Origin of the sequence: Maribacter sp., assembly GCA_020629415.1 — a bacterium.
Classification (GTDB): Bacteria; Bacteroidota; Bacteroidia; order Flavobacteriales; family Flavobacteriaceae; genus Maribacter; species Maribacter huludaoensis.
In genome coordinates, this window is record JAHDDL010000010.1 from 1 (window position 1) to 18,102 (window position 18,102).

Consider the following 18,102-nt stretch of genomic DNA (forward strand, 5'->3'; position numbering starts at 1 on the left):
TAATTACATATGTCCGTTTACCAGAAAATAGAAGCTTTAGCCTCTAAAGTACTTAAGAAGAATACCATATTTAGACTTGGCTTTAATTTATCGCCAATGTATAGAAGAAGTACCGCTAAAATAATAGAGGTTTCAGAAAATCTATTGCATGTAAAAATCATCATCCCCATTAGTTATAAGAACAAGAACTACGTAAACTCCATTTTTGGAGGTAGCATGTTCTCTGCCGTAGACCCAATCCCTATGATTCAACTGCTGAGCATTATGGGAAATGACTATGTAGTCTGGGATAAATCTGCAGAAATACTCTTTAAGAAACCTGCAAAAGAAAACCTATATGCAGATTTCAATTTTACAGAGAAAGAACTATCCGACATTAAAGAACAAGTAGCCGAAAAGAAAGAAATTACGGTAATTAAAAAAACGCAGCTAACCAATAAAGAAAAATCCGTTATTTTTTGTGAAGTCATCAAAACCATTTACATAGCAGAAAAAGATTTCTTTAAACAAAAACAAAAGAGTAAAAGAACAGCTAAAACCAAAAATTAGTTGGTTGTTTGTTCCATAAAAATATAGGTTTTGAGAGGTATACTATATTAAAAAGGCTCGTTCACTTTCTGACAATACCACTGAAATAAATTACAAAACCTTAAAAAAATCTTCTCCCGCCCCACATACGCTATATTTAAAGCTTCTCTAATGCTTTAAATTATATGAACGTTGCTATTTTAAACACAGATATACAACTAGAAAATGAAAGAGTACTGTTACTACCCTTTCACCATAGACGGCACCAGGAACTTAAAGAAATAATATTCGATGATTCTATTTGGAAGTTCATGGGAATGCACATGAAAAATGATGAAGATTTTAGCAATTATATCTTTAATACCGCCACGGACAAACAAATTGGGATTTGCTATCCTTTTCTAGTTATTGATAAAGAAACCAACCAAGTTGCCGGTAGCACCAGATACGGTTATATTAATAGTGCAAGTGAGAAGTGTGAAATTGGTTGGACCTGGTATGGAAAAAAATTTCAGGGCACAGGGCTCAACAATGCTTGTAAATATGCGCTTTTACAATTCGGATTTGAAACTGTAGGTTTTAGAAGAATTCAGTTCAGTGCAGATGAAGAAAATATTAGGTCACAAAAAGCTATTTTAAAATTAGGCGCCACAAAAGAAGGCATTTTCAGAAACAACTACATTGACCAAAATGGTCAGAGCAGAAATGATGTATATTTCAGTATTATAAAAGAAGATTGGCGTGCAATTAAAAAGGAAAAATTTTCGACGTTCCAATAACGACAAGTTTTCAGCAAATAGCTTCAACAAATAGTATTCATGGACAGATTATCTATATTTTTTACCATCTTTGTTCTCTGGAGTTTCGGCTGAAACTGACAACAGACAAGTAAAATTGAAACTAAAAAATAGCACAAAACATGAAAAATCTATTCTTCCTATTAGTAATGACAATAAGCTTTATCAGCTACGGACAAACAATTACCGGTCAATGGGAAACGTATGATGACGAGACCAATGAGAAAAAGGCACTCATAGAAATTTATAAAACAAACGATACCTATTTTGCCAAAATAGTAAATAGCTATAAAAGTGATGCAGACAAAGTTTGTGAAAACTGTAAAGGGGCTAAAAAAGGTCAAAAAATTAGAGGCTTGGTAATTATTGAGGATATAAAAAAGGATGGTGATGAATATAATGATGGTACCATTCTAGATCCCGAAAACGGTAAAGTATATAAGTGTTACTTAGAACTTGAAGAACCTAACAAATTAAAAGTTAGAGGTTATTTAGGGTTTTCATTATTGGGAAGAACCCAATATTGGATAAGAAAGCAATAACAAGATTTATGCACACTATACTTGGCGCCAATGGTCAAATAGGAATTGAATTAGCAAAAGAACTTAACAAAAAGTACACTTCTAACATAAGGCTTGTCAGTAGAAACCCTAAAAAGGTTAATAATACCGACGTACTTTTTTCTGCTAATTTACTTCACAAAAAAGAAACCGAAGAAGCCGTAAAAGGGAGTGAAATTGCATATCTAACAGTTGGTCTACCCATGAATACCAAAATGTGGGTAGACCAATTTTCCACAATGATGCGTAATGTAATAGATGCATGCAAGAAGCACCAAGTAAAACTAGTCTTCTTTGATAATACCTATATGTATGCACAGAACGATACTCCTTTAACCGAAGAAAGTAAATTTGCACCTGTTGGACCAAAAGGAAAAGTAAGGGCAGAAATTGCCAATATGCTTTTGGCAGAAATAAAATCAGGCCAGTTAGAAGCTGTTATCTGTAGAGCTCCAGAATTTTATGGTCCCGGTAAAACCCAGAGTATAACCAACGAAATCATTTTTAACAATATTAAAAATGAGAAGAAACTTAAGGTATTTATAAAAGACAATACTTTAAGAACATTAATTTGGACTCCGGATGCGAGTAAGGCCATGGCTTTGATCGGTAACTCCCCAGATACATATAACCAAACTTGGCACTTGCCATGTGATGATGCTAGACTAACCTACAAGGAATTTATAGCTAAGGCATCCGAGATTTTTGGAAAGTCGTTTAAATACTCCGTTGTTCCAAAAATTGCATTTACAATTGGCGGTCTCTTTAATTCGCAACTTAAAGAATTACAGGAATTACTGCCTAGGTATAAACATCATAATATTTTTATTTCTACCAAGTTTAAAAATAGATTTCCAGATTTTAAGGTTACCACCTATCGTGAAGGTATCGAGAGAATAAAGAATGAATTATAGATATTTAAATCCTACAATTCATTTATTATTCATATACCTTCTTACAAACCTGCAGTTTTACAAATAACACTCTAACTAATTTACCAAATCTTAATAATTAACACTAGTTTTTTGTGAATTCACATCAACCAAAACAGCTGTAACTATGTTTTACATGATTCTAAATTAAAAATTCAGCTAAAATTTCTGATAAAAAACTAGACAAGTACGGTAATTCAATTTCCCTCCTTAAAAGAAAATTTAAAATTTCTTATTATTACTACTACGGATTATATAGAAAGAATGTGTGCTTAACTATTATTCTAGTTAAGATTTTACAACATAGAAATCCTATCAATTTATTTACATCAATATTTTTTTAATTATTGGTCCAAATATTTTTTCAACCACAGTTCATAAAATATACCGAACAACTAAGAATCAACTCAACCTATTGACCCAAAATGAAAAGAAGAAAGTTTTTTGAAAAATCTGTAAAAGCAACTCTAGGTGCAAGTGTTATACCGCTGACCGGATATTCCAACGAATCGGAAAAAGTAAATAGTACAGGTACTTCACCAAAAAAACCATTTGGAAATACAGACCCCAATCAATGGCACCAAATGGGTACGGGCAAAAAGCCAAGACCGGACAGACGTAAAACGGAAACTTATGATGTTGCCGTAATAGGTGGTGGAGCTGCAGGCATGTGTGCCGCAATAGCAGCTGCAAGAAACGGCTCTAAGGTAGTTTTAATTCAAGATCGCCCCGTATTGGGCGGTAATTCCTCAAGCGAAATCCGTGTTCACCTTAACGGAGTAAATCACTTAAGAAACGGTTTACCAGAAAGGGAAACCGGTATCATAGAGGAGATACTTTTACACAATCGCTTTCATAACCCACAAGACTCCTACCCCGTTTGGGACCATATTCTTTACGACTTTATTACCAAAGAAGAAAACCTTCATCTTAAATTGAATACCACGGCAATTAGGTCCGTAATGTCAGAGGATGGTAAGATTAAGGCCGCATATTGCTGGCAATTGACCACTGAAACAGAATTTACCATTGAAGCAGAAATTTTCATAGACTGCTCTGGTGACGGCCTACTAGGTGCTACCGCCGGTGCACTTTACAGAACCGGAAGAGAAGCCTCTTCTGAATTTAACGAGAAATATGCACCCAAAGAGGCAGATGGTTGGCAAATGGGCTCTACCGTACTATTGGGTTCAAAAGACATGGGTAGACCTATGCCTTTTGAACCGCCACATTTCACCCTTAAATATGACGCGGAAAAATCTCATAAAGGAAGACAATTAAAACCTTTTGAACTAGGTTTTTGGTGGGTAGAGGTAGGTAGTGATGAAGATATAATTGGTGAATTTGAAGATAACAAACATAAACTTTTAGGATATGCCTATGGGGTTTGGGACTATATGAAAAACTCAGGTAAATTCCCTGAAACAGAAAACTATGCTTTAGATTGGGTTTCTTCATTACCTGGCAAAAGAGAAAGCCGCAGATTTATTGGCGATTATATCCTTAGCGAACCAGATTTGTTGAAGAACAAACAGTTTAAAGATGCAGTGGCCTTTGGCGGTTGGTCCTTGGATGAACACAACCCTGGCGGAATTGAAAACCTTAAAGAACCGCCCAGTTACTTTCATGAAGATTTTGAAGAGCCGTACCAAATACCATTTCGTTCCCTATATTCTAAAAATGTTCCAAATCTGTTATTTGCCGGCAGAAATATTAGTCAGACTCATATAGCCTTGTCATCTTCGCGAATTATGGCTACATGTGCGCTTGAAGGGCAAGCAGTAGGCACTGCGGCAGCCTTGTGTGTACAAAAGAAGGTGCTACCGCGTACTTTAGGTAACGCACATATTAACGATTTACAAGAGCAATTGATAAGGGACGATGCATTTATTCCCAACAGACCTGCAAATGACAGCACAGATCTGGTTAAACGAGCAGCATTGATATTTGGCTCTAGTACATCTTCTGGCAATGCACAACTATTGAACGATGGTTGGTCCAGAGATTACAATGACAAACCACATCATTGGCAATCTGACGGACTACCTGCGCATGTTCAAATTGAATGGGATGACCGTATAAATATCTCACAGCTTGAGTTAAAATGTGATACCAATGTAAAACGAAATTTAATGCTACGTAGAGATAGTTTAGAAAATGATGTGTATACCACTAAGGTTCCAAAGGAACTACTACAATCCTTGGATATAGAAGCTCGTATAGATGGTAATTGGGTTAAAATAGGTAGTATAGATAAAAACAGAACCCGCTTGATCAAATTCAATTTTGAAACCATAGAGACCACAGCGGTCCGTATAAATTTAAAAAGTACCTATGGCGCAGATCATGCCAAATTATTTGAAGTAAGATGTTATAGTTAACTTGAATATAACATATGAAGCACATCATCTATTTCGCCACATTTTTTTGCCTTTTTATATGGGTCAGCATTATTTCTACAGATGAAATCAAACATACATTACATGTTATTCATAAAGGCATCAGTTTTACTGAGCCTGTTGCTTGCACATTGGTAGAAATAACCAATGAAGAAGCATTACCACATGAGTTTTACATGGATGTAGAATCTGTAGTATGTGGCGATAATCAATGTAGAATAGACGTAGTTCGCATTTATTGGGATGAACTGGGACGGTTTAACAAACTTGTGCTACCTGATGATGTAGCATTGGAAAAATCTGAAGGCGAAAGTTTTACCGAAGATGATTACAAAAAATTACATAGAATATTAAAGAATGAAAATTCTGCTCTAAAAGATGTTTATAAAGATGAAATTGTAGGAACGGTAGGCAGTGAAGGTGTAGATGCAATGTCCGGTGAAACCATTTTACTAGAAAAATCGGCTTATGTAAAAGGAGCGGTCTGGACCTGCTATTCCCTCTGGCATTGGGCTCACGGAGATGTAAAACGGCACATTAGAGATATTACCGGAAACTCATATTCCACCAAGCAATTGTTATCTTTTTTAAGTAAAAAGGATTATCAGCTCTTTGCACTTGAACAATTAACTAGAAAAAAAGAGTTTTCAGATAATACGGTCACTGCCATTTTAAACGCAATAAGAAATAATCCTGAACTATTGAGAGCCAGCATGCGGTACTGGAATAGTGCTCCAGGCAATATATACCAATACAGTGCCGAACAATTATTACCTATGGCCAACTCTGCAAATAAGATCTTATACTTAACCGATATTTTACACACTGACCAAAAAGTAAATACTGCCTTTATCAATAAAATAAATTCTTTGATATCTGAATTCAGCTATCAAGAAATTGATCTATATTTAAGTATTCTAAAAGAAAAGAATTTAATTACGAGCAAAACTACTTCACAATTAACCTCGCTTTTAAAAACAGATAATTTTCTAATAGCCCGTAGGGTGTATTACTTTTTAAAGTCACAAGAATTGTCCGCAGATGATAAATTAATAATTGAAGACTTTTATAAGCAATGGAAAAGTAAACTCTAGACCAGTAGTACTAGTTTTCAAAACCATCTATTGCCTTTTATTTTAATACTTATTTGAAATTTTCATTTATGCCTTTGGCTGTGCCTGTTTAGTTCAATGAACTATAAGAGAATATCTTATTAAGATTAATAACTAAAAGATAACTAATGAGTATTATTTTATCCGTAGCTTAGATACTGGAAATTGTACTCCGGCAGGGTCATTGAAAACAAACTTAAAATGCAAACCAAGCACTTTTTAAATAACATATTTTCTACCGATACATTTACAAAAAGCCAGCTAGATATAATTATTCCAAAATTTAAAAAAGTAAGCTTTTCAAAAAATGAATATCTGTTAAAAGAAGGTAAAATTGAAAACCATTATTGGTTCATTGAAAGTGGCTTTGCCCGTTCTTTTGTAAATGACACGAAAGGAAATGATATAACTACCAACTTTTATGGTCAAGGAGAAATTGCAATAGACTGGTCATCGTTTTTTCTTCGCAATCCCACAAGAGAGAATATACAGGCTTTGACGGACATTAATTGTTGGCAATTAGATTTTGAAACCTTTCAAGAACTATTTCATAGCATAGAGCCGTTTAGGGAACAAGGTCGGAAAAAACTAGTCAGTTCTTATTTTAGTCTTAAAAATGAACGCGTATCGTTTATAGCAGATGAAGCAAAAGAACGCTATTTACGTTTAATACAAGAGAAACCACATATAATTAAAAACGTTTCTCTACAGCATATAGCCACCTATTTGGGTATTACCAAATATTCCTTGAGCCGTATTCGCAAAGAAATTACATCATAAAATCCGTTTTTGCCATAAGGCAACTTTTTAGTTGAAAATCAAGAATATATTTGACGTAATAGTTAAACAAATATTCATCAATTTTTAATCTACCGGATTATGAAAAGTATATTCCATAAGGATACCAACTCTGAATTAATAGAGCGCATAGATAAATTGCAAGAAAAGGACCATGCGCAATGGGGCAAAATGAATACCTACCAAATGTTGAAACATTGCACATTGAGCGAAGAATTGTTTCAAGGTAAAAAGAAGTACAAGCGCTTGTTCATAGGCAGGCTGTTTGGTAGTACGGCTTTAAAAGGTATTGTAAGGAACGAAAAGCAAATGAAGAAAAATCAACCTACACATCCGGCATTCAAGATAACCGGTACGGGTGATTTTGAGAATGAAAAAGCCAAATGGATCAATTTATTAAATAACTATACCAATTTTGAAAATTCTCCCCTCACCCATCCATTCTTCGGAGAAATGACTTATGATGAAATTGGCATATTCGTATACAAACATACGGATCATCACTTAAGACAATTTAATAGGTAACTATATGCTACAGACCACATTTATAATACTTACGCTGTTGACCATGTTCTTATTATACAGAGGAACGGGAAAAAATAAGCAGGTAGTTTTTCTAATCTTTTTTTGGCAACTAATAATAGGTTTTTTATCATTTACCGAAGTATTTAAAAATACCCCGTTGTTATTTCCATTGGCAATTGTTGGCACTATTATAATTACCGTTTTTTGTGTAAGCAAATTGGCAACAGAAAAACTGAACACAGACTATCTACTAGGCATTCATATGATAAGAATTCCGGTAGAACTATGCTTGTACCAACTTTTCCTAGATGCACAAATTCCTAAAATAATGACTTTTTCAGGGTATAATTTTGATATTTTAATAGGAATATCAGCGTTGGCATTAGTGCTGTATCGATTTCTAAAAAAAAAGGATATCAGCAAAAGGTATTTTAAAACTTGGAATATAATTGGGATCTTATTTCTTTCCAGCATCGTTATCATTGCCATATTATCTGCTCCCTTACCTATTCAGCAATTCGCCTTTGACCAACCTAATATTGCACTTTTAGAATTTCCATATAGCATGTTACCTACTTGCATTGTTCCCATAGTGTTCATCTCCCATATAATGTTGTTGAAAAAACTATAGTACCAACTGTTGATATAGCACAAGGCAACAATTTATCGTGTAGGACAAGACTAGTCTTGTATGAACAAACCCTTTAATATCAGTATCATAAGCTATTAAAGATTTAAAATCACGTATTCCTATTTTAACTTAAATTTTTAAATTTTTAAATAACGGCGTAGTATTTTTAGCACAAACACAGCCATTGCCAAAACATTCTATATTTTTATTTGCAGCCGTACTAGCCTCGTTTTTAGGGTTTGGTCAAGATAATGTCATACTATTAAAGGGTAAAGTTACAAGTAGTAAAAATGATATAACTAACGTGCTGGTCGTTAATCTTAATTCTAAGAAATCTACCATTACAGATTCTTTGGGGTTATTCTCGATTGAGGTTAAATTAAAAGACTCGCTTCGCATTCGTGCAGTGCAATACCTACCAAAAGATATAGTAATTAGCAAATCTCACATGAATAGTAGTATGATAACTATTCAACTCATTGATAATATTATTGATCTAAATGAAGTTACAGTTACGCCCTATAATTTAACCGGAGATATTGACAGAGATATAGATAGATTGCATTTAGAACCAACCGTAACATCCTATTCTTTGGGACTACAAAATGCAGATGTAACCAAAATGACCCAAAGCGAAAGGCTGTTACAAGAAGCTGATAGAGGAAAATATGTTAGTCTACAAACAATGGATGAGTATGGTAAATTGAACGAGATATTGAGTTACGTAGGTTTGAGTGTAAAGGTCAACACCCATAAAATCATGAATAGGTTCTCTGGCAGAACCAAGTCACTTGAGGAAATGGTAAAGCGTGATGAAAACATGGCTTTGGAAAAAGAAATAATTTATAAATTTTCAAAGCAAACGATAGCGGAACAATTTAACATTCCAGAATCTAACGTAAACGGCTTTCTCACCTATTGCCTTTCGCAACCTGATTTTAATGATTTATCCAATTCAAGAAATATGTCAGAAATTTGGACTTACCTTGAAACTAAAAGTACAGATTTTAAGCGTTTGGATATATCCAAAGAGTAATACGAATTCTAAAAAATTACCGTATTTGTAACCAATGACATTTTCTAACTTACAAATGAGATGAAAGATAAAAAGTAAGTTACAGTAAAAACATACCTAATGTTAGACTATTTTAAAAAATATATAGAGAAAAATACAACTTTACCTAAAGAGCTTTTAGATACTGTAACAAATTGTTTTCATTATTTTGAAGCAACAAAAAATGAGATCATAATTCCACAAAATAAAATCAGTAAAAAACTATTCTTTGTTAAGAAAGGTTGTCTTCGTGTGGTTTGTACCAGGGATAATGGTCAAGAATGGACAAGACAAATTGCAACCGAAAATGATTTTATTACCATTTTTCCAAGTTTTATAGAGCAAAATATCAGTGCTTCTTATTTACAGGCTGTAGAAACTAGCTCATTATATTATATTTCACATAAAGATTTTATACAACTGAATGCCACAATACCTGCTTGGAGGCTGTTCTATACAAGGGCTTTAGAAACAACTTATGCCAATAGTATAAAGAGAATAGAACAACTAATAACAATGAGCGGCAAACATTTATATGATGATTTTAGAAGCAACCAAAGTGAACTGATGGCAAGGTTGCCGAACAAGGTTCTTGCCAGTTATCTTGGATTGACCCAAGAAACGCTAAGTAGGTTGAAAGCCAAAAAACAATAAAATTGATAAAAGTCAATTTTATTTTAAATGAATGACGATAGTTTTACCAAAAAAACAAATGGATTACAAAGTACTACTAAATGCTTTTAGAGCACTATCTTTTTTAATTCTGTTTTCATGTAAAAATGACCATGATGTACCACCTACTTTTAAAACTTATTTAAAGACACATACTTACGCTATAGGTCAATCTAAAATGGTAATTACAGACGCTACCAGAAATAGGCCGCTAATTACCGAGATTTGGTATCCTACCAAGGATACCACTAAGGTAAATGCAACTTTGGATTATCCTTTTAAATTACCGCCTACTTCAAAAGACGCAGCTTTTATAGCTAATAAATTTCCACTTATTCTAATATCTCATGGTACTGGCGGTAATAGAATAAACCATTCTTGGTTAGCAAGCGAGTTGGCATCTAACGGATATATTGTTGCGGCTATTGATCATTACGGTAATACTTACGACAATAAAATTCCTGAAAATTTTGTAAAAGCTTGGGACAGGCCCCTTGATGTCAGCTTTACTTTAGATCATATTTTAAACAACTCCAAATTCAAAAACATCATTGACCCTTCAAAAATTGGTGTTGCCGGGTTTTCTTTAGGTGGTTATACTACCATTGCCCTAGCCGGCGGGGAAATTGACTACGAGGCATTATCTAATTTTTCTAAAACGGACGAAGGTAAAAACGAATGTAATACCCCTGAGTTTGGTGATATATCTAAATATATGAACCCTAAAATCATTGAGGAAGGCAATACTACCTTTAGACATTTGAAAGATAATAGAATTACAGCTTTTGTAGCAATGGCACCCGCCATAGGTCAAGGTTTTGTACATGAAGATCAATTGTCAAAAATCAATGATTCCATTTTGATCATCAGCGCAGAAAATGACTCTAGGGCACCGGTTAAAACCAATGCCGGGCACTATCATAAAATGATCAAAAAATCTAGACATATAATATTACCAGGTAAAGTTGGCCATTATGTATTTATGAACGAAGCTAAATTGGTATTGGAAAAAGAAGCTCCTTTCCTATTTAAGGATGATGCTACAGTTAACCGTAGAAAAATACACAACCAAGTCTCTAAAAGCGCTCTCAAATTTTTTGAAAATCAATTTTACTAACTCAAAAGTCTAGATTGTAATACATGAAGCTATAGAGTGGATCATTCCTAGTGACTAAAAACTAAAGGAACATCATAAACTTGATGTTAACCTTAACATGGTAGAACTTAAAGAATATAACCAACGTAACTGCTCCCAAATAAGTTGTTCTTCTTGGTGCTTACGCTTTACGGCAACATTATCTACGTTACTTAAGTTAACGTTTTCAGATTCAAACTTTGGTAATTGTTCTTCAAACAACACTACCTCATCTAAATTTAATTTATTGTCGTTCTCAGCTACATTGGCCAGAGAATTTAATACAAAAGAAAGATTTTCATCGATCTTACTTACTATACCGTTAAAACGTTCAGAAGCTTCAGTGGTTGTATGATGCTGAATATATATACTTAATGATGCCAACGAGGATAAAAAGTTATGGTTCAACTCTACCAGTTCATAGATCTTGTTTAAGTTCTTTTGTTTTGAATGTGGTTCCTGTGTCATTCGCTGAAAGGCGGAACTCAGGTTAGAAGTCTCTAGGAATGCATTTTTACGTGCCAAACGATAACTGGTAGGTACATTACCTTTGTGGATATAAAAATCAGCAATTTTCGCCAGATATACTTTATTGGCTTCAACACTTTTGGTAACATCTTTCTGTATTTCTTCAAAGCTCCAACTAGGCCATAAAAATAAAAATCCTACATAGGACAATGCGGCGCCCAAAAGCGTATCAATAATTCGGTATTGAATTACGGTCATTACATCTGGTTGTAAAATACCGTAGATAAACACAATGCTGAGGGTAACATATATGGCAGATGCCTTGTAATTCTTTTGTAGCATGGATAGTGCAATAACAAACGAAATCAATGCCAAGGTTGCATACACATATACATCTTGTACCAAATAAACAATTACCGTAGCAATGGCACCGCCAATTAAAGTACCGGTTGTACGATCTTTAGATCTTGTCTTGGTAAGACCATAGTTAGGCCTCATGATCAAGATAATGGTCAGCAAAATCCAATACGGATTTTGAAAATCGAATAAATTACCTAGTACAAAACCGATCATTAAAGTAATTGCCATACGTAACGAATGCCTAAAGATAGTAGACCTAAAACTTAAGTTTCGCAATAGAATGCGCGGACTATAATCTTGAGAGATCAAGAATCGCTTTAAAATTTCCTTATCGATAAATTCTTCTGATGCAACATCGTGATCACTTAACAGCCACTTTATACGTTTCAGTTTATCGAACTGCTTTTCTTGGTATTCCAAAAAATTCTGAAACATTATATATGCTTCGTATGCCTTTGCATCCTTAGTTTTTATAAGGTCTTCTATTTTTGTTCGTATTTCATCAAAACGCGCATTTAGCTTATCATGTTTGGGTAATTTACTGGGCTTGTTACCAATCTTTGCAATGGTCCGTAATTGCTTTGCCATTTGAAATATGAGGTTTTGAAACAGTTTGGTAAATTCAGGATACATTTGAAACTGCTTATCCATTTTGGTATAGTTGACCGGATTAGCACCTGCAGTCTCTAACATTTCTATTAGTTGTACCAAAACCAGCACCCGTTTACCATTGTATACAGATCTACCAGAATTTTTACGTGATAGTATAAGAATTTCGCGAAGTGTCTCGTGTTGTTCGGTCAATTGGCTCTGCATCAAGAACAAGCTTTTTAGTAGCTTTTTTCTATTAGAATGCCCATCTATAAGTTTTCCTCGCTTTTTCATCAACTTACCGGTACTGGCTATAGTTTCATATAGGATCTCTTCTGTCTGTCCTTTAGGGTTTATTTTATACCAAAGAAGAGATACTGCCAAATACCAAAGTCCGCCAAGACCTACCAATAAAGAATATTCATAAATTTTTAACTGGCCAGGCGTATGGGCAAAGCTTAATATCAATGCCAACAATCCTGAAAAACTAATGAGGGAAGCTCTAAATCCGTAAGATGAAATTAAAGAAATACCAAAACTAGTTACCCCTAAAATCAGCAAAGAAAGCCAATTGGAGTAATGAACATAACCGCCAATAAAACTAACGACCATAACCAAGGCAGCAGAAAATAAAATACCGTATACCTTATGCTTAAGACTACCGTTAACATCACTGGGGTTACACCAAAAAGCTCCAAAACAGATAGCCACACCGATCTCTGCATATCCTGTTACAATACCAATTGCCAATGGTGTTACTACGGCAATTACCTTAAGCACGGATTTAGAAAAACTTGTGCTGCTAAGAAACTGTAACAGTTCTTTAAAAGATGTTGTAATGTAATCTTGAATTTTGCCCAATACCGTAAGAATGTACCACAAAGATACACTTTGGTAATAACAGGCATTGACTACATAAAAACAAAAAGTGCTGAGATAACCTGATCTCAACACTTTTATGAAACTTAACCAATAAACCTAAATTTTTAATAGTATTATCTGTAATGCACGGCTATTTGTGCAAGTTGACCTACAATTTTAACGGAGTCTTTCATAGAAAGTTTAGAACCATCTGCATGGATCCATCTTTTAAGCGGTTGTTCACATATCATATCTTTAACGATAGTTTTACCGAAATACTTTTTCATTCTCATGAACAGTTCCACATCAAAAAGCCATTTGGTAACAAACTTTTTATTGAACATTTTTGAGGCAATTTCCCTATCCATTACTTTGGCACCACATTGAGTGTCCTTAAAAGGCATTCCCAAAATAGTTTGAATGATCAAGTTTATGGTAGTACTTATAATTTTACGGGCAGATTCCTTTGTGATATTGGCACCCATTCTTGCAATACGGGAACCACTTACTATTTTAAAATCTGAACTTTCAATAGTTTTTACCAAATCATCAAAATCCCTAAAATCCGTAGAAAGATCCGCATCTAAAAAACCTATATAATCTAACTGTTTATCTTTTACCAAATGAAGAATGCCCTGCCTTACAGCTTCTGCCTTACCACCATTCTGTTTACAGTTGTAGATACTGATATTATCAGGGTTCTCTTTTTTTAGTTCCTCAAGAACCGCCAATGTATTGTCCGTACTACCATCATTTACAAAGCATAAACGATACCCTAAATTTTTATGGGCAAAATCTTTGAATGCTTCACTTGAAAGTCGCTCTTCCTCATTATAACAAGGTATGACCACACCAACACAATTCTTTTGTAGTATACGTGTATCGGATTTTTTTGATTCAACAACGGTCTTGGTTTTAGGTGCCCCAATAATTCTCTTAATTCTAGCTGCCATCTCATCTAAACTCACTGGTTTTTTAAGATAATCGTTTACGCCCAAAGAAAAATTCTGCATGATAAGCGACTCGTCCGTATTACCGGACATTACTAAAATTGGCGTATCGTTTCGCATAAATAATCGAATATATTTTACCACTTCCGTACCGGTACATGAAACAAGTTCAGTTCCGGACATCTCGGGCATATTCATATCAAGTAATACCAGATCCGGTTTAAAAGAATTAAATAACTGTATACCAGTTTCTATTGAATTGGCGGTCTGTACTTGGTAACCTAACTCTGACAGTCGTTTCTCAACAGAGAGAAGAATAAGCTTTTGGTCGTCTATAGCTAAAATTTTCATACGCTTGGTTATGATTAGTAATGGTTAACAGTGACAAATCTACATACCAAGTACTAAAATCAGGAAACCGACAAGATGGCTGACAGTTTACTGTAGACGAATGGTTTATTACAATAGACCACAATAAATTATGCTTTTTAAACAACAGACCACACAACGGTATATCTTATAATAGCTATTGAAATTGTAGGTATTCTATTATTAAAATTTAAACTAATCCCTTTTAATTGTAATCATCATCTTATATATTTAATACCTTTATATTGAATTAGATTCTAATACAAGCATTGAAAAAAAAAACCAACACTCTTTTAATACTGGCATTAATAGTAGGTCTGGCTTTTCATGGTTCAGCTATTTTCTTTACGTTAGAATCTACTTATGATGCCTTAATTCATTTATTCTTTGCCGACCATTATGCCAGTAGCTGGTTTGACCCCTGGGAGTATAGATGGTATACGGGTTTTACCGTACAGTCCTATCCGCCATTGGTACATCAGCTCATAGGCATTCTCTCATATATTGGCGGCTTAAAATTTGGCATGTATACCGTTGCCCTAATAGCCATAGTACTTTTTATAACCGGTGCATATAGGTATACCCTTTTAATGACCGGAAGCCGAAGAATAGCAGGCTATGGTGCCGTAATGGCCGTTTTCTCATCAACGTTCGTAGAGACCTTACATATTTTTGGGCAACTGCCAAGCGTTTCTGCATTGTCCATCTTATTACACGCAATGACAGAAATATACTTGTGGATCAAAACAGGTAAAACGCGTTATTTTATTACATCGGCAACCATGCTTGCGGTTACGGTAACCTCACATCATGTTACGCCCCTTTTCGGTATGGTATTCTTCATTGCACCTTTAATGGGCATGGCGGTTATGGATGCCGCCAGGGAAAAAGTAGCATCGTATAAAGCGCTTACCTTTAAAGTTTTCTGGGGTACCACATTACAGCATTTTTGGCGAATTGCGAAATTTGGCGGAACGGCAATATTTTTGCTCGTATTCTGTATTTTTCCATATTGGTATAACTCTAAAAGAAACCCCATTACACAAGTTGCCATACCACATGGGTCAAGAGACAATTTCTTGGAAATAACGTCATCAGGTCTTGTGTTCTTTCTGATTCCGTGGGGCGTATTCCTTTTTATACTACCCTATTTCTTTTACAGATATTTTAGTAAAAGGTATGTTTTTTTCGGCTTATCGTTTACCCTATTGACCATACTGGGAACGGGAGGCACCACCCCCATACCACGTCTCATGTTGGGCGAAATGGCATTCAATATTTTAACTTTGGATAGGTTTACCTTATGGGCCACCATTATGGCGCTTCCCATATTTGCAGAATTTGCCTACCGGATGGTAGAAGGTGACCTAAAAACCTTGATACAGGAAAAATTCGGCGGGGTCTACCATAGAGTCTTGGGCGGACTGATTGCCGGAGGAATGCTTTTTATGGTATTGTTTACCATGACATTAGGCTATTTTAGACCCTCGCAGCCCGCTAAAATTAAAATGCTGCCCATAGTAAACTTTTTGGGTGCGGATTCACATGATTCATGGCGCTATCTACCGTTAGGTTTCGGTGATCAAATGGCATGGCTGTCCGCCCAGAGCGGAGCCATGACGGTAGATGGCAATTACCATTCTGCAAGGCGACTGCCAGAGTTGACTACCCGGGCCATTGAAAGAATAGAGAATTCTAAATTTAGGGGTGTAGAAGGTATTGGTTCTTTACAACAGTTTTTGACCGTACCTGAAAAATACAACTTAAAGTATATTTTCTCTAACGATAAATTTTATGACCCCATACTCTACTATTGTGGTTGGCAACGTTTACAGCAACTAGAAAACGGAATTATGGTATGGGAAAAACTAAATGTTGCCCCAATACCACAAATAATGCCCAAGCAAGATGTACCCACTATCATGAAGATCATGTGGGGTGTTATACCGTTGACCACCGTGCTAATAGCCATATTCGTAAATATTCAAATGATATGGGTAAGACTTTTAAAATCTAGAAAAACGCCGGTACACTCTTTTATGAAATTAGAGTTGCCTTACAACAAATTTCCTTCCAAGTTATTGACCTTTTCCCATTGGTGGGCATTGGTAGTGCTTATCTGCATAGGGTATGGCATGTATATTTTTTACGTAAAGAACGTTGCACAATTATCTCCAAACAACGTAGTAGAATCGTATTATGATGCATTGGACTTTAAAGAGTTCTCCACTGCACACTCCTACTTAGATCCAGAAGACAATATAGACATAGCGCAGTACATGCTAGAAGTTTCCGTTACAGATGGCATATTAAGCTCTTATGCAAAACTAGATTCTTTGGGCATAGAAATATATGATGAGACCGAAAATAGCGCAAAGGCAAAAGTTGCCACTAGATGGATCACGCCTTTAGAAAATGTTTTTAATAACGATTATCATGAATTGGTAAAACGTAAGAACAAATGGTACATTAAATCTAAGAAGGTAGACAACGATATTCCGCCAGACCAGTTATTTACTGCCAACGGCACAACCTATTACAACCATGGTAGACGAAAAATAACTACTCAAGAAACCTACCATGAAGATGTTCTAAAACAGCCGGTACTAGAAATTTTATCTGCAAAATTGGTTAAATACAAAGGGCAGTACAGTGTTATAGGAGAGCTACAGAATGTAGACAATACACCTGCAGATGTGGTCATAAAGGCTACTTTGTACAATGACGATGACAAAGAGCTGGCAAATTACAATGCCAAACATCAAATTAAACATAAGCTAATGCCCAAGGAAACTACGACCTTTAAAATAAATTTTGAAGGTATAGCGTGGTCGTCCACTAAAGATACCTTGCCCCCTACTTTTGACCCGGACCAGTTTACACCTGTCAGTTTTGAAGAACAACCTACCAAGTTCAATTTACAATCTGCCGGAAATACCGCAAATACAGATTTGTATAAACACGTGGCATTACAAAATCTTAAATATACCGATCAAGGTTTTGAAGGCATTTTGTTCAATTCTGGCGTACAAGAAGTTACCATACCGCAATTGATCATTTCTTATTATGATGAAAATAGTGAACTATTGTGGGTAGATCATAAATTTATTACGGAAGGTGTACGCATTCAACGCAAACAATTCTTTAATTACAAACCTTTGGCATTAGATAGTTTAGAGATTATAAGTAGCAGTTTAGAAAATTGTTTTGTAAACGGGTTGCCCAATAAAGCCATTGCGGATAAAATTTTTCCTGACAGAAAACTGATTCATGGCAAACAGCAGACCCAACCTTTTAAAGGCAAAGGCTATGACTATTTAAAATTTGAGATCAATAGTTATATAGGTAATCCAAAATAGT

Annotated in this window: 15 protein-coding genes; 13 read left to right on the forward strand and 2 right to left on the reverse strand. The window is 35.0% G+C overall.

Annotation, left to right across the window (positions count from 1 at the left end):
• The first annotated feature begins 9 nt into the window (after positions 1-9).
• The 12 genes from QZ657_RS05900 (at position 10) to QZ657_RS05955 (ending at position 11,125) form a co-directional block, all read left to right on the forward strand.
• Entirely contained in the window at positions 10-549 is a 540-nt protein-coding gene (locus QZ657_RS05900; RefSeq protein ID WP_291965582.1) for a PaaI family thioesterase, read from the forward strand.
• 164 nt (positions 550-713) lie between these two features.
• The gene (locus tag QZ657_RS05905; protein ID WP_291965583.1) at positions 714-1,307 is read left to right on the forward strand and encodes a GNAT family N-acetyltransferase; all 594 of its coding nucleotides are present in this window, start codon (positions 714-716) and stop codon (positions 1,305-1,307) included.
• Between the two features lie 140 nt (positions 1,308-1,447).
• Positions 1,448-1,867: a DUF2147 domain-containing protein gene (locus QZ657_RS05910; protein ID WP_276472070.1), complete on the forward strand. Its 420-nt coding sequence runs from the start codon at positions 1,448-1,450 to the stop codon at positions 1,865-1,867.
• Between the two features lie 8 nt (positions 1,868-1,875).
• Positions 1,876-2,799 carry an NAD-dependent epimerase/dehydratase family protein gene (locus QZ657_RS05915; RefSeq protein WP_291959484.1) on the forward strand — a complete coding sequence of 308 codons (924 nt, stop codon included), beginning with the start codon at positions 1,876-1,878 and terminating at the stop codon, positions 2,797-2,799.
• 443 nt (positions 2,800-3,242) lie between these two features.
• The gene (locus QZ657_RS05920) at positions 3,243-5,198 is read left to right on the forward strand and encodes an FAD-dependent oxidoreductase (protein ID WP_291965585.1); all 1,956 of its coding nucleotides are present in this window, start codon (positions 3,243-3,245) and stop codon (positions 5,196-5,198) included.
• Positions 5,199-5,212: 14 nt separating this feature from the next.
• Positions 5,213-6,310, forward strand: a complete 1,098-nt coding sequence (locus tag QZ657_RS05925) for a hypothetical protein (protein ID WP_291965587.1) — start codon at positions 5,213-5,215, stop codon at positions 6,308-6,310.
• Between the two features lie 219 nt (positions 6,311-6,529).
• Positions 6,530-7,108, forward strand: a complete 579-nt coding sequence (locus tag QZ657_RS05930; RefSeq protein ID WP_291959479.1) for a Crp/Fnr family transcriptional regulator — start codon at positions 6,530-6,532, stop codon at positions 7,106-7,108.
• A 99-nt stretch (positions 7,109-7,207) separates the two neighbouring features.
• Positions 7,208-7,651 (forward strand): DUF1569 domain-containing protein, encoded by a 444-nt coding sequence (locus QZ657_RS05935; RefSeq protein WP_291965588.1) that lies wholly within the window; start codon positions 7,208-7,210, stop codon positions 7,649-7,651.
• 4 nt (positions 7,652-7,655) lie between these two features.
• Entirely contained in the window at positions 7,656-8,282 is a 627-nt protein-coding gene (locus QZ657_RS05940; protein ID WP_291965590.1) for a hypothetical protein, read from the forward strand.
• A gap of 184 nt (positions 8,283-8,466) precedes the next feature.
• Positions 8,467-9,318, forward strand: coding sequence for a hypothetical protein (locus QZ657_RS05945; RefSeq protein WP_291965592.1), 852 nt, complete (start codon positions 8,467-8,469; stop codon positions 9,316-9,318).
• Positions 9,319-9,417: 99 nt separating this feature from the next.
• Positions 9,418-9,990 (forward strand): Crp/Fnr family transcriptional regulator, encoded by a 573-nt coding sequence (locus QZ657_RS05950; RefSeq protein WP_291965594.1) that lies wholly within the window; start codon positions 9,418-9,420, stop codon positions 9,988-9,990.
• A 31-nt stretch (positions 9,991-10,021) separates the two neighbouring features.
• Entirely contained in the window at positions 10,022-11,125 is a 1,104-nt protein-coding gene (locus tag QZ657_RS05955) for an alpha/beta hydrolase family protein (protein ID WP_291965596.1), read from the forward strand.
• Positions 11,126-11,197: 72 nt separating this feature from the next.
• Here the strand turns inward: QZ657_RS05955 and QZ657_RS05960 are convergent, their stop codons facing one another.
• Together QZ657_RS05960 and QZ657_RS05965 are read right to left on the reverse strand one after the other, a co-directional pair.
• Positions 11,198-13,444 carry an FUSC family protein gene (locus tag QZ657_RS05960; protein ID WP_291965598.1) on the reverse strand — a complete coding sequence of 749 codons (2,247 nt, stop codon included), beginning with the start codon at positions 13,442-13,444 and terminating at the stop codon, positions 11,198-11,200.
• A 113-nt stretch (positions 13,445-13,557) separates the two neighbouring features.
• Positions 13,558-14,724: a glycosyltransferase gene (locus QZ657_RS05965; protein WP_291965599.1), complete on the reverse strand. Its 1,167-nt coding sequence runs from the start codon at positions 14,722-14,724 to the stop codon at positions 13,558-13,560.
• Positions 14,725-15,011: 287 nt separating this feature from the next.
• Between QZ657_RS05965 and QZ657_RS05970 the strand changes: the two genes are divergently transcribed.
• Positions 15,012-18,101: a hypothetical protein gene (locus QZ657_RS05970; RefSeq protein ID WP_291965601.1), complete on the forward strand. Its 3,090-nt coding sequence runs from the start codon at positions 15,012-15,014 to the stop codon at positions 18,099-18,101.
• Position 18,102 lies beyond the last annotated feature (1 nt).

Coding starts and splice junctions, on each gene's coding strand:
- QZ657_RS05900 (WP_291965582.1), top strand. CDS start 10: ATGTCCGTTTACCAGAAAATAGAAGCTTTAGCCTCTAAAGTACTTAAG.
- QZ657_RS05905 (WP_291965583.1), top strand. CDS start 714: ATGAACGTTGCTATTTTAAACACAGATATACAACTAGAAAATGAAAGA.
- QZ657_RS05910 (WP_276472070.1), top strand. CDS start 1,448: ATGAAAAATCTATTCTTCCTATTAGTAATGACAATAAGCTTTATCAGC.
- QZ657_RS05915 (WP_291959484.1), top strand. CDS start 1,876: ATGCACACTATACTTGGCGCCAATGGTCAAATAGGAATTGAATTAGCA.
- QZ657_RS05920 (WP_291965585.1), top strand. CDS start 3,243: ATGAAAAGAAGAAAGTTTTTTGAAAAATCTGTAAAAGCAACTCTAGGT.
- QZ657_RS05925 (WP_291965587.1), top strand. CDS start 5,213: ATGAAGCACATCATCTATTTCGCCACATTTTTTTGCCTTTTTATATGG.
- QZ657_RS05930 (WP_291959479.1), top strand. CDS start 6,530: ATGCAAACCAAGCACTTTTTAAATAACATATTTTCTACCGATACATTT.
- QZ657_RS05935 (WP_291965588.1), top strand. CDS start 7,208: ATGAAAAGTATATTCCATAAGGATACCAACTCTGAATTAATAGAGCGC.
- QZ657_RS05940 (WP_291965590.1), top strand. CDS start 7,656: ATGCTACAGACCACATTTATAATACTTACGCTGTTGACCATGTTCTTA.
- QZ657_RS05950 (WP_291965594.1), top strand. CDS start 9,418: ATGTTAGACTATTTTAAAAAATATATAGAGAAAAATACAACTTTACCT.
- QZ657_RS05955 (WP_291965596.1), top strand. CDS start 10,022: ATGACGATAGTTTTACCAAAAAAACAAATGGATTACAAAGTACTACTA.
- QZ657_RS05965 (WP_291965599.1), bottom strand. CDS start 14,724: ATGAAAATTTTAGCTATAGACGACCAAAAGCTTATTCTTCTCTCTGTT.